At 64.5% G+C, this 12,399-nt stretch carries 11 protein-coding genes; 3 read left to right on the top strand and 8 right to left on the bottom strand.

Features of this window, described 5'->3' with window-relative positions; translation table 11 throughout:
* Positions 1-73 precede the first annotated feature (73 nt).
* Positions 74-778, top strand: a complete 705-nt coding sequence (locus ASD00_RS13605; protein ID WP_057207323.1) for an SDR family oxidoreductase — start codon at positions 74-76, stop codon at positions 776-778.
* Between the two features lie 319 nt (positions 779-1,097).
* Entirely contained in the window at positions 1,098-1,472 is a 375-nt protein-coding gene (locus ASD00_RS13600; RefSeq protein WP_057207140.1) for a VOC family protein, read from the top strand.
* Positions 1,473-1,597: 125 nt separating this feature from the next.
* On the opposite strand, the gene ASD00_RS13595 is transcribed toward ASD00_RS13600, so the two are convergent.
* The 6 genes from ASD00_RS13595 to ASD00_RS13570 form a co-directional block, all read right to left on the bottom strand.
* Positions 1,598-2,389 carry an inositol monophosphatase family protein gene (locus tag ASD00_RS13595; protein ID WP_057207139.1) on the bottom strand — a complete coding sequence of 264 codons (792 nt, stop codon included), beginning with the start codon at positions 2,387-2,389 and terminating at the stop codon, positions 1,598-1,600.
* A complete protein-coding gene (locus ASD00_RS13590; RefSeq protein WP_082523543.1) occupies positions 2,386-3,408 on the bottom strand; it encodes a TIM barrel protein in 1,023 nt (340 codons plus the stop codon). The genes ASD00_RS13595 and ASD00_RS13590 overlap by 4 nt, the downstream gene beginning before the upstream one ends.
* A 63-nt stretch (positions 3,409-3,471) precedes the next feature.
* The gene (locus ASD00_RS13585; protein WP_057207137.1) at positions 3,472-4,530 is read right to left on the bottom strand and encodes an ABC transporter ATP-binding protein; all 1,059 of its coding nucleotides are present in this window, start codon (positions 4,528-4,530) and stop codon (positions 3,472-3,474) included.
* A gap of 2 nt (positions 4,531-4,532) precedes the next feature.
* Positions 4,533-5,321 (bottom strand): ABC transporter permease subunit, encoded by a 789-nt coding sequence (locus ASD00_RS13580; protein WP_057207136.1) that lies wholly within the window; start codon positions 5,319-5,321, stop codon positions 4,533-4,535.
* Entirely contained in the window at positions 5,318-6,202 is an 885-nt protein-coding gene (locus ASD00_RS13575; RefSeq protein WP_025430329.1) for an ABC transporter permease subunit, read from the bottom strand. The genes ASD00_RS13580 and ASD00_RS13575 overlap by 4 nt, the downstream gene beginning before the upstream one ends.
* Before the next feature lie 71 nt (positions 6,203-6,273).
* Positions 6,274-7,392 carry an ABC transporter substrate-binding protein gene (locus tag ASD00_RS13570; RefSeq protein WP_057207135.1) on the bottom strand — a complete coding sequence of 373 codons (1,119 nt, stop codon included), beginning with the start codon at positions 7,390-7,392 and terminating at the stop codon, positions 6,274-6,276.
* A gap of 223 nt (positions 7,393-7,615) precedes the next feature.
* Here ASD00_RS13570 and ASD00_RS13565 point away from each other — a divergent pair, with 223 nt between their 5' ends.
* Positions 7,616-9,100 carry a PLP-dependent aminotransferase family protein gene (locus tag ASD00_RS13565; protein ID WP_057207134.1) on the top strand — a complete coding sequence of 495 codons (1,485 nt, stop codon included), beginning with the start codon at positions 7,616-7,618 and terminating at the stop codon, positions 9,098-9,100.
* Between the two features lie 132 nt (positions 9,101-9,232).
* Here ASD00_RS13565 and betA read toward each other — a convergent pair whose 3' ends face one another.
* Both betA and ASD00_RS13555 read right to left on the bottom strand, forming a co-directional pair.
* Positions 9,233-10,918, bottom strand: coding sequence for a choline dehydrogenase (gene betA, locus ASD00_RS13560; protein ID WP_057207133.1), 1,686 nt, complete (start codon positions 10,916-10,918; stop codon positions 9,233-9,235).
* A 16-nt stretch (positions 10,919-10,934) separates the two neighbouring features.
* Positions 10,935-12,398: a cytosine permease gene (locus ASD00_RS13555; protein WP_082523542.1), complete on the bottom strand. Its 1,464-nt coding sequence runs from the start codon at positions 12,396-12,398 to the stop codon at positions 10,935-10,937.
* Between the last annotated feature and the right edge of the window lies 1 nt (position 12,399).

Genomic DNA, 12,399 nt, shown 5'->3' with positions numbered 1-12,399 from the left:
CTGGTTCGTGAGCCTAGACGAAAGATGCTATCACTGTGGGTAATTAACGCAAATCCCGATGAAGGAAACGAATATGTCAGCAGAAAAAGTGGCGATCGTCGTGGCGGGTGGTTCTGGTATGGGTGCGGCCTCGGCCCGGCGTCTGGCCGCTGACGGGTTCAAGGTGGCCATCCTGTCATCCTCGGGCAAGGGAGAGGCGCTGGCGCAGGAACTCGGCGGATTTGGCCTCACCGGATCGAACCAATCCAACGACGACCTGAAGCGCCTAGTGGATGGTACGGTGGACCGTTGGGGCCGGATCGACGTGCTGGTGAACAGCGCAGGGCATGGGCCGAGGAAGCCGATCCTTGAGATTACGGATGAGGACTGGCACACCGGAATCGACGTTTACTTCCTGAATGCCGTGCGACCGACACGGCTGGTAACGCCCATAATGCAAGGCCAGAAATCCGGCTCGATCATAAACATCTCCACCGCATGGGCATTCGAACCAAGCGCCATGTTTCCGACCTCGGCGGTGGCGCGCGCGGGCCTTGCCTCCTTCACAAAGGTGTTTGCCGACGCCTATGCGGCCGAGAATATCCGCATGAACAATATCCTGCCCGGCTGGATCGACAGCCTTCCGGCCACCGAGGAACGGCGCGAGGGCGTGCCTATGAAGAGGTATGGCACCAGCGACGAAATCGCCGCAACGGTGGCATTTCTTGCCTCCGATGGTGCGGCCTACATCACGGGCCAGAACATTCGTGTTGACGGCGGCATCACGCGCTCCGTGTGATCGCTGCTGTCGGATCGTCATGTGAGAAGGTTGGGGTCAACGATTGTTGGGTGGGATCCCGATTTCCTCCATCCAGGCCTGAGAGACCGGTATCCTACCTCAATGGCCGGCTCAGTCTGCGTGCCCTGCGGGCTCACTCATTGGGGCGCTACCCTTCTGGGCACCCCGCCCCTGTTCCTTGCCATTGATGGCTGAGCCATGCCATTAAGCTCTGACACGCAAAACGGCCGCGAAGGACCGCTTTGCAGCGCAAGGCGCAGCAGGCGGCACGCTCCGGCTGCTTCTCCGTGAGGCAGGCCGACACATTTCAGGAGAACTCATGTTTGACCACGTCAAATTCGGAGTGAGCGACTATGCAGCGAGCAAAGCGTTCTTCCTGAGCGCACTCGAACCGCTCGGTGTAGCTGTCGTCGCGGAGGGACCGCCGACATACGGTGTCGAGCTTAGCCCAAAGGGTAAGGCTTCACTGTGCCTGTACCAAACCGAGGAGAAGCCGGCGCATCTTCATTTGGCGTTCACGGCCGACAATCGCCAGCAAGTCGAAGCTTTCTATCGCGCGGCTCTGCAGGCCGGTGGCAAAGACAACGGTGCGCCCGGTCTGCGCCCGCACTACCACGCGAACTACTATGCAGCTTTCGTCATTGGCCCCGACGGGCACAATATCGAAGTGGTTTGCCACGAACCGGGGGCCTAACCCCTCCATCGCGGCGACGTCCACAAGCGACCGGCCGCCACCGCTCATGCCAAGCGTTGACCGTCTGCTTCCAGACCCAAAAACCGAGACCGGATCAACGCCTTGGCTGAGTTCCGCGTCGGACATCACGCTCGACAAAGAGCCTCCAGCGCTGCCCGATGGATTTTTTCGTTCGCCGCCATCAGCACCGCATCATATCGGCGCGCGTCCGCTAGTGGTCTGCCTTCCCAATCCGTCACAATGCCGCCGGCGCCGAGCACGATCGGGATCTGCGGCAAAATATCGTAGTCGAAGACATTGCTTTCGAGGAGGAGATCGATGCCGCCTAGGGCCAGGAGGCCGGCAGCGTAGCAGTCGTGCGAAAACCGGGTGAAGTGGACCTTTGCGGCCAACACGGCGAATTGGCTGTGCCGCTCGCGGTCGAACTGTTCCAGAGCAGAGGTGTAGAGAAGCGCCTGATCGATAGCCGCTCGATCGCTGGTGCGGATCGGGTCACCGTTGAGGGTCGCCGGCGTGCCGGATAGGCCAAGCCAGCGTTCGCCCGTGATCGGCTGATTGATCATGCCGAGTACGGGTTCACCGCGATAAAGAAGGGCGATCTGCGTGCCGAAGGCGAGCGAGCCGGAGACGAAGGATTTCGTGCCGTCGATGGGATCAAGCACCCAGATCCATTCGGCATCCGTCCGGCAGGCGCCGAACTCCTCGCCCCTGATGCCGTGATCGGGGAAATGGACCTCGATCAGTTGCCGCATCGCTGCTTCCGCATCGCGGTCGGCGATGGTTACGGGACTGGCATCGGCCTTGGCGTCGATGGCAAGGCGCTGGCGGAAATACGGGCGGATGACATCGGCGGCAGCGTCCGCCATGGCGTGGGCGAGCGCCAGAAAGGCCGGCGGGCAGGTCTGTGCAGGCGTCATGCTTGGTTCCTTTCGGCTTCGGTCGCGATCTCGCGCAACAGGGTTCTGACGGTCTCGACCTGTCTTTGGGCGGCGGCGGCCTCCTGCCGCAGACGCGCCGTCAGGTTGCCTGGCCCGATATCGGTGAAGCTCGCCGGGCGGGCGGCAATGAACGGGTCCGGCTCATCCGAAGGCAACCGCAGGGCGGGCGCGAAATACCCTTCTTCCTCCTCCAGCCCGAAGGCCAGAACCTGCGGTCGGTCTTCGCCCAGAAGCAGCAATTCCACAAACATCGCCGCCATCGGCAGATGCCCTTCGCCGGACAGGCAGGCAAGATGAGCCCAGCCGCCACGATCCGGTTGGACGAGGCAATCCTTCACATGCACTTCGGCAATGTAGGGCGCCTGCAGCGCCAGCGCCGGCAGCGGCAATTCGTAGGCGTTGATCATGTTGCCGAAATCGAACAGCAGGCCGAGGCGCGGGTTGTCGACGGCCCGCAGGATACGGATCAGCTCCCCGGATGTCAGGTCCTCGTGCTGTTCGAGCGTGTAGCGCAGCCGTGCCTGCGGATCGAAGTCGACAAGGCGCCGCAGGTCTGCGATCGTCCACTCGACGATCTCCGAAATGCGACCCTCGTAACGCGGATAGCAGCGCAGCGAGGTGGCGCCGGCGGCAAGCGCGATGCGCACGGCATCCGAAAGCCCGGCCGCTTCCGTCGTGCTGGTCTCGACATGCAGTTCCAGCCCGTGGCGCCCGACAGCCCCCGCAAAGGCTTGCAGAGCCGCGTCCGGCATCCGGCTCAGGCTTGCCTCTTCGCCGTCCTCAATATGGATCTTGATGCCGCAAAGCTGCTGCGCATGGGCGAATTCGATGAGATGCAGCGGCGTCATGCCGCCGAAGCGCATGTTGAGATGAAAGGCATAGGCATGCGCAAACAGCGGGGCGCTCCTCGCCCGCGCGGCAAGTCGGCCGCGGCTTTCAGCGGCAAGGGCTGCAATTCTCGCCCGCCAGTCCGGGCGCGGCATGGCGTTCCATGGCATATCCGTCACGGTGCCGGTTCCTCCGCAAGATAATCGTGTTGGTTGACGGGCGATCCGCCGCCGTCAGGCGGCCAGCACCAGCAGGTCGCGATCCGAAACGCTGACCTCGACTGGCGCGCCGATCGCCGGCGGCGGCCTGTCGGGCTGGTTGAACGTATCGAGCGAGAGGAGCTGGCCGGCAACCGCGACGCGGACGCGGATCACCGAACCGAGGAAATGCACCTCGGCGATATGGCCGGAGAGAACGACATTGCCGTCCTCCTTGCGCCCCAACGCCACCGTTTCCGGCCTGAGCGCCAGGCTGATGCGGTCGCCGGAACGCCCCGCCAGCGTCCGGTTCAGCGCCACCGGCACGTCGCCCAGCCGGATCCGGCCGGCAGCGGCGTCCGTGAGCTCGGCGTCGATGAGGTTCAGCGTGCCGACGAACTCGGCTACGAAGCGCGTTGTCGGCCGGTTGTAGATCTCGAACGGGGTTCCGACCTGGTCGGCCACGCCCTGATGCATGACCACGACGCGATCCGACATGGAGAGCGCCTCTTCCTGGTCGTGCGTGACGAAGATGGTGGTGATGCCGAGGTCGCGCTGGATGCGGCGGATCTCTTCGCGCAAGCTGACGCGGATTTTCGCGTCGAGCGCCGAGAGCGGCTCGTCGAGAAGCAACACCTGCGGGCGCACGGCAAGCGCGCGGCCCAGCGCCACGCGCTGCTGCTGGCCGCCGGACAGCTGGAAGGGATAGCGGCCGCCCAGCTGCGGCAGGCCAATCAGCTCAAGCATCTCGGCGACCCGGGTGCGGATCGCGGCCTTGCCCTCGCCCGCCACCTTGAGGCCGAAGCCGATATTGTCGGCCACCGTCAGGTTGGGGAACAACGCGTAGGCCTGGAACACCATGCCGATGTTGCGCCGGTTGGCGGCAATGCGCGTCACGTCCCGCCCGTCGATGCGGATCGAACCGGAAGTCGGCGTTTCGAACCCCGCCACCATGCGCAGCACCGTGGTCTTGCCGCAGCCGGAAGGACCGAGGAAGGAGACGAACTCGCCTTTTTCGATGCCAAGATTGAAATCCTTGACGACGCGCGCCGCGCCGAAGGATTTTTCCAGATGATGAATGTCGAGAAAGGCCATGGTCAGCGCCTCGCGGTGGAGAATTTGGAAAAGCGGGTGAAAAGCTGCATCAATCCCATGCAGGCCCAGGTGATGGCGAAGGCGACCACGGCGAGTGCCGAGGGCTCGTATGCCCGGTTGCCGCCCATCCACACCATGTAGGGACCGAAGGAATTGACGTTGAGGAGTGCTGCGAAGACGTATTCGCCGATGACGATGGCGAAGGTCAGGAATGCCCCCGACATGACCGAGACGAAGACGTTCGGCAGGATGACGGCGGCGAGGATGCGCGCCCAGCCGGCCCCGAGGCTTTGCGCCGCCTCGGTGAGGCTCGCGATGTCGATGGTGCGAAGGCCGGTGTCCACCGAGCGGTACATATATGGCAGCGACAGCGTCGCGTAGCCGAACAGCAGCAGGATGTTCGTGCCCCACCAGCTTCCCGTCAGCGGCAGGATCGAGGAAGTGTTGTAGATGCGGATATAGCCGAAGACGATGACGATCGGCGGAATGACCAGCGGCAGCAGCGTGATGAATTCCACAACCGGGCGCAGGCCCGGTAGGCGCAGCCTGACGAAATAGGCCGTCGGCACGACGATCAGGATGCCGAGCACGATGGTCAGGAGCGCCAGTACGACCGAATAGCCGAAGGTCTGCTGGAACTGCGGATCGGCCAGCACGACACGGTAGGCCTCGAAACTGTATTCGCCGCGCGTCATGCGCATCGAGAAATCGAACATGCCGAGGAGCGGCAGCAGGAAATAGAGCCCGCCGAGAGCAACGGCGAGCCAGGACCAGAGGCGTTTTCCCGTCATTTTACCCACCGTTCGGCGCGCATGCGCAGGAGGATGTAGATGCCGTTGGCGATGCCGGTCAAAACGATCATGGCAAAGGCGATGGCATAACCGAGGTGCGGATCGTTGAGTACGTCGCCGCGGATCTGGGCGAAGAGCACGATGGGCGCGATGGAGAGCGACGAGCCGGTGAGCGCGATGGCGGTTGCAACGGCGCCGAAGGCATTGGCGAAGAGCAGGGCCAGCGTGCCGAGCAGCGACGGCCAGAGCACCGGCAGCGCCACCAGGCGCCAATACTGGAAGCCGCTCGCTCCGAGGCTTTCGGCCGCCTCGCGCCATTCGCGCCGCAACCCGTCCAGCGCCGGCGTGATGATCAGCACCATCAGCGGGATCTGGAAATAGAGATAGGTGAGTGCCAGGCCGAGGAACGAGACGATGTTGAAGCCGGAGCCGTAGAGGTTGATGCCGAACCAGTTGCGCAGCAGCATCGTCACGAAACCGAGGCGACCGAGTGTGGCGATGAAGGCAAAGGCGAGCGGCACGCCGGCGAAATTCGAGGCGACGCCGGAAAAGGTGAGTATCCCGTTGCGCAGTGGGCGCGGCAGGTCACCGAGCGAGATGGCGGCGGCGATGAGGAAACCGATCACGCAGCCGAGCACCGCCGTCAGCAGGCTGAGTTCGATGGAGATCCAGAAGGCGCCCCGGATCGACGGCGAGAAGAGCTTGCCGATGTTTTCCAGCGTTGCCTGCCCGTCCGTGTTGCGGAACGCGCCGACGACGATGTTGAACGTCGGCAGGATCAGGAAAAGCAGAGCGAAGATGAAGAAGGGGGCAACCCCGAACCAATTGCGAACCTGCCGCGGCCTGAGGGCGGCCGGCAGGGATGCGGCGCTTGTCGTCATCGGATTTTTCCCTGAGGGTGGAGCCGCGAGAGGCTCCGCGGCAAGCGGAGCCTCTGTAGCAAACGCGAACCCTATTTCACGTTGGCGCCGACGACCTTGTCCCAGCCTTCGACGATGGCGGTCTTGTTGGCGGAGAGCTCCTCGACGCTCGGGAAGATGGCCTTCTCATAGGCTTCCGCCGGCGGCAGCTTGTCCAGAAGCGCCTGGGGGAACTTGCCGGCCTTCAGCATGGCGTTGAAGCGCGCCGGGTGGCAGTAGCCCTTAAGCCAGCCGATCTGGCCCGCGTCGGAATAGAGATACTCCATCCAGAGCTTGGCGGCGTTGGGATGCGGCGCATAGGCCGAGATCGCCTGCACATAGACACCGGCCACCACGCCGCTTGCCGGAACGACCACGTCCATTGGCGGGTTGCCCTTCAGGCCGTCGCGCCAGGCGAGCAGGTTGTAATCCCAGGCCGCGACGATCGGGGTCTGGCCTTGCGCGATGGTGCCGGCCTTTCCGAGTACCGGCACGAAGTTGCCAGCCTTGTTCAGCTCCGCGAAGAGTTCCAGCCCCTTGGCGCCGGAATCGGCACCGGGCTTGGCACCGCGCGAAACGCCCGCCGACATCAGCGCGAGGATCGCCTGCGCCGAGGAGCGCGGATCGCCCGTCAGCGCCACGGCGCCGGAGTATTCGGACTTGGCGAGATCCGACCAGTCGGCCGGCGCGGTTGCAAGCAGGTCCTTGTTCACGCCGAAGGCCATGACGCCGTAGTAGTCGCCGTACCAATAGCCCTTTTCGTCCTTGATGTTGGCCGGGATCTCGTCCCAGGTCGCCACCATGTAGGGCTGAAGCAGGCCCTCTTCTGCTGCGGCCGGCGCGAAGGCGAGGCCGAGGTCGACGACATCGGGCGCCTGCGAACCGGTATTGCCCTTGTTGGCCCGGATCGCTTCCAACTCATCGGCTGTGCCGGCGTCGGGGTTCAGTTCGTTGACGGTGATGCCCGGATACTTGGCTTTGAAGCCGGTAATGACTTCGCCGTAATTGCACCAGTCATGTGGCAGCGCGATCACCGTCAGCATGCCTTCCTTGGTGGCGGCATCCACGAGGTCCTGCGGGGCTTCCGCACGGGCAAGCCCCGGTAGCGCGACCGCAAGAGCAAGCGTGGAGACGAACGCGCGGCTCGCGGCGCGGGATACGTAGCGTTTCATGGAGTCCTCCTGTTGACCGTCTGCGACGGTTCGTGGGCGATGGCTGCGTGCTGTCCTTGCATCCGGTCGTCGGCGTCGCCGCCCGTCCGGTTCCCCTTGCACCTGTCTGCGTCCTCGGGAGCTGCATCGGTGCGTTTTTATGTAAGGGCAGGATGTAACAATTGGACAACAATCAAACGTCCATTATGGTGCATTTGACTGTACCAATTTTCGGAGGCACGCCTTGGCCAAACAGTTCGAAGGCCCGATCCTGCCCTTCCTTCGCCTCGACGCTGCAAGCGCCCTGCCGAAATTCCGCCAGGTGCAGGACCAATTGCGCATGGCGATCCTGCGCGGGCACCTGCGCGCGGGGACGCGCCTGCCGGCAAGCCGCATCCTTGCCGAGGAACTGGACCTGTCGCGCCAGACCCTGGTGCGCGTGCTGGAGAACCTGAGGGCGGAGGGATATCTGGAAGCGCGGCAGGGCGCCGGCACCTTCGTCTCGGCGGCCCTGCCGCGCCAACTGACGAAACCGCGCCTCACACCTGTCCGTGGCGACGCATCGGATATCGCAGCGCCCCGGCTGTCGCGGATCGGCGAACTGTCGCGCGAGGTGTCGGCCGAAATCGGCCAGATGGAGCATAAGCCCTTCCTGCCCAACCAACCGGCGCTCGACCGCTTTCCCTTCGCCGTTTGGCGCAAGTGCTGGAATGCGGTGACGCGCAGCGGCAAGGCGGTGGCCATGGGCTATGGCGATATCGCCGGCGAGCTGGTGCTGCGCCAGAGGATCGCCGAATATCTGGCGCTTCACCGGCGCGACCCTTGCGATCCGGAACAGATCGTCATCACCCCTGGCGGGCATGCCGCCTTCACGCTCGCTGCGCTCGCGCTGGCCGATCCCGGCGACGGCATCTGGTTCGAGGATCCCGGCCCGGTGACCACCAGCAACCTGTTCCGAACGCTCGGGCTGCGCCTCTGCCCTGCCGATATCGACGCCGACGGCATGGACGTCGCGGGCGCCATGACGCGCCATCCCGACGCGCGTCTCGCCTTCGTCATGCCGTCGCGTCACCACCCGCTCGGGGTGACGCTGTCGCTGCCGCGCCGGCTCACGCTCCTGGAATGGGCACGAACGAACGACAGCTGGATCATCGAGGACGATTATGACAGCGAATTCCGCTACGACGGTGCACCACTCCCCTCCATGCGGTCCATCGACAGCCATGACCGGGTCATCTATGCGGGCAGTTTCAGCAAGGCGCTCTATCCCGGCATTCGTGTCGGATATCTGGTGCTGCCGCCGCAGCTCGTCGGCTCCTTCCGCAGCCTCTCGGGACTGATCCACCGCAGCGTCCCGGTGGAAACCCAGCTCGCCCTTGCCGAATTCATCGGCGGCGGCCACTTTGCCAGCCACCTGCGCCGCATGCGCGGCCTCTATGCGGAGCGCCGCGCGGCGTTCGTGGAGGCGGGACGGGCGACGCTCGCCGGCCTTGCGCGCATCGACTGCTCCGACAGTGGGCTCAACGCGCTTGCCTGGTTGGAAAACGGCCGCAACGACCGGACCGTGCACGCCGCCGTCCGCGATGCCGGGCTGCAATGTTACCCACTGTCCGACTATACGATCGCAACACCCCGGCCGGGCGCCCTCATCCTCGGCTATGCGGGCGTTCCGACAGACCGCATGAAGCCTCACCTTCTTCGCCTCGCCGAGGCGATCGCCCGCACATGACGGCGCAACGGGCGACCAAGCGGCTCAGGAACGCCTCGATGGCGATAGCCCAATCCTGCGGCTCCGCTGGGTCATCGCAATCCCGCCGGGCAATGACATAGCCTATGCCGCGCAACATCTCCGCCCCCGATCTCAGTGCCGGACGGCGCGCACGGGCGTACCGCTGCGCTGGGTCACCCCGACGCCGGGCGCAATACCCACGTCCGCATTGGAGGCGGCGAGCATCGGCTTGCCGCGCACGATGTCGGAGGCGCGCTCGGCCAGCATGATCGTCGGCGCGTTGAGATTGGCGTTCGGCTCCGTGGGGAAGACGGAACTGTCAATGACCCGCAGTCCCGCGATGCCGCGCACCTTCAGGTCGCTGTCGACCACCGCCATGGCATCCTCGCCCATGCGGCAGGAGCCGCAGGGGTGATAGGTGCTTTCCATCGTCTCGCGCACCCAGGCGTCGATCTCGTCATTGCTGCGCACATTGGTGCCGGGAGCGATCTCCTCGCCACGGAAGCGGTCGAAGGCCGGCTGGGCGATGATTTCGCGCGTCAGTCGCAGGCAGCGGCGGAAGCCTTCGCGGTCCTCCTCGCGGTCGAGATAATTGAAGAGGATGTCCGGCTGCTCGTGCGCCTCCGGCGAACGCAGACGGACATGGCCCCGGCTCTTCGGCTTGTTCGGCCCGGTGAGCACCATGAAGCCGTGGCCCTCGAGCGGCTTCTTGCCGTCGTAGCGCATGGCGGCGGGCAGGAAATGAAACTGGATGTCCGGCCATTCGAGCGCGACATCGGAACGGATGAAACCGCCGCTCTCGAAATGGTTGGAGACTGAAAGTCCCTTCTTGAACAGCAGCCATTCCGCACCGATCAGGGCACGGCTGAGAAGGCCCATCTTGCCGTTGAGCGTGATCGGCTCCTTGCAGGCATATTGGATATAGACCTCGGAATGGTCCTGCAGGTTTTCGCCGACGCCCGGCAGATCGTGCAGCACCGCGACACCCGCCTTTCGCAGCACCGCCGCCGGCCCGATGCCAGAGCGTTGCAGCAGGTGCGGAGAGCCGATCGGACCGGAGGAGATCAGCACCTCGCGGCTGGCCTTCGCCACGACGCGCGTGCCGCCAAACTCATATTCGACACCGACGGCGCGTTTCCCCTCAAGGATCACGCGACGCGTCATGGCGTGGGTTATGACCGTGAGGTTCGGCCGGCTCATCGCCGGCTTCAGATAGGCGTTGGCTGTCGACCAGCGCACGCCGTCCTTCACCGTCATGTGCATCGGCCCGAAGCCTTCCTGCATATGGCCGTTCGGGTCGTCGGTGGCGATGTAGCCGGCCTCGCGGCCGGCATCGACGAAGGCGCGGTAGAGCGGGTTCTGCATGCGGTTGCCGGCGTTGGTGGCGAGCGGACCGGAAGCGCCGCGATAGGCGTCGCCCCCGTCCTGCCAGCTTTCGGCACGCTGGAAATAGGGCAGGCAATTGGCATAGCGCCAGCCGCGCGCGCCGCGCTCCTCCCACTCGTCGAAGTCGCGGGCGTGACCGCGCATGTAAACGAGCCCGTTGATCGAGGACGAACCGCCGATGACTTTCCCGCGCGGGCAGTGTACCCGGCGACCGTCGAGGCCGGGTTCCGGCAGGGTCATGTATTTCCAGTTGTACTTCGTGCCATTCATCGGGATGGAGAGCGCCGTCGGCATCTGGATGAAGATCGACTTGTCGCTGCCGCCGTATTCCAGCACGAGGACCTTCGTGGCCGGGTCTTCCGAGAGCCGGTTGGCGAGCACGCAGCCAGCCGAACCGGCACCGATGATGATGTAGTCGTATGTGTCGGTCATGACGGTTTTCCCAAGGTTACGGATACTGGCCCCAGCCGCGCCCGCGGGCGAAGAGCCGGGTCAGGACGTAGTGGACCGCACCTGCAGCGACACAGGCGGGTATGGAGGCGGTCAGGTACTTGAAGGCCGGCAGGCTCGCGAGCGTCTGCGGATTGAAGATGACGACGTAGACGATGCAGCCGACGGCAAGGGCGAGGAGCCCAATGGGATTGAAGCCGGCCCAGAAGCGGTAGGGACCGTTTTGCTGGGGGCCATGCAGGCTGCGCATGTCGAGCTTCTGGCCGCGCAGGAAGAAGTAATCGACGATGCCGATGCCGGCGAGCGCAGAGTTGAGCGCCGAGGTCCAGACGAGGAAAATGAAGAAGCCGTCGTACATCTGCGGATAGAACACCACCAGGCCGAGCGGGATGAGGCAGAACAGGAAGAGGACGGTGCCCCAGGGAATGCGGCGCACTGACGCCGTGCCGACCTGGCGCAGCCCGACGATGGAGGTGTAGAGGATGTTCGCCATCGAGGTCATGTTGGCGAAGGCGACGAAGAGCAGGGCAATGATGCCGATGACCGGGCCGGCGATCTTGGTCATCCAGATCGTCGGATCGCTTTCGCCGAGTGAGACGGCCGCAAGCAGACCGACGATTTCGCCAAGGGCAGCCGCCCCGAAGATGCCGAGGATGTTCGGCCAGAAGGCGGTGCGTTCGTTCTTGGTGAGGCGCGCCAGGTTGCCGATATAGGGCCACCAGGAGAAGCCGGCGGCCAGATTGACCTCCACCGCGACGATGAAGTTCAGCGTGTTGTCCTCGAAGGGCGGATCGAGCGCCGGCAGCGCCAGAAGCTCGCTGAAAGACCGCTGACTGAGGATGAGGTAGAGCATCACGCCCATCAGGATCACCAGGGCCGGTGACACGACCATGTTGAAGAACTTGATCGAGGTTGGGCCCTTGGCGACGATGAACCAGGTGACGAGGATGGCGCCGATCGCGGCAATGACCATCTTGACGCCAGTCGGGTTGGCCGCCTCACCGGCGCTGAGGGCCATCAGGCCGTCGATCGAGCGGCCGAACATCATGGCGAGCACCGCCAGCCAGCCCATGGTGAGCAGCACCACGGCCAGAACGTAGACAACACGGCTACCGTTGTAGCCGAACTGGCTGCGCAGCGCGATGAACTGTTCGACACCGTAGCGCCCGGACATGCAGGTGGTAGCGAGCGACGTCAGCACCACGCCAACGATGTTGCCGATGACGATCGCGGCGATACCTTCCTTCGGCCCGACGAACAGGCCAATCGCGCCGCCAATGAGGAAGGCCCAAGTGGCGATGGCAAGCGCCGAATTGGCATAGGTGAATTCCCAGAAGCCCCAGAGCCTCTCGGAGGGCAGGAGCGGCGCATCACCGCGCTCGGCAGCGGCGCTGTGGCGGGCGGCGTCCTCGCGTTCGATTTCTGCGGCCGAGAGACCGCCACGGGCGACATGATCGGTCATC

Origin of the sequence: Ensifer sp. Root31 (genome assembly GCF_001424825.1) — a bacterium.
GTDB lineage: Bacteria > Pseudomonadota > Alphaproteobacteria > Rhizobiales > Rhizobiaceae > Ensifer > Ensifer canadensis.
Note: the sequence above shows the minus strand (reverse complement) of the source record. Positions and strands in the feature narration are given on the sequence as shown.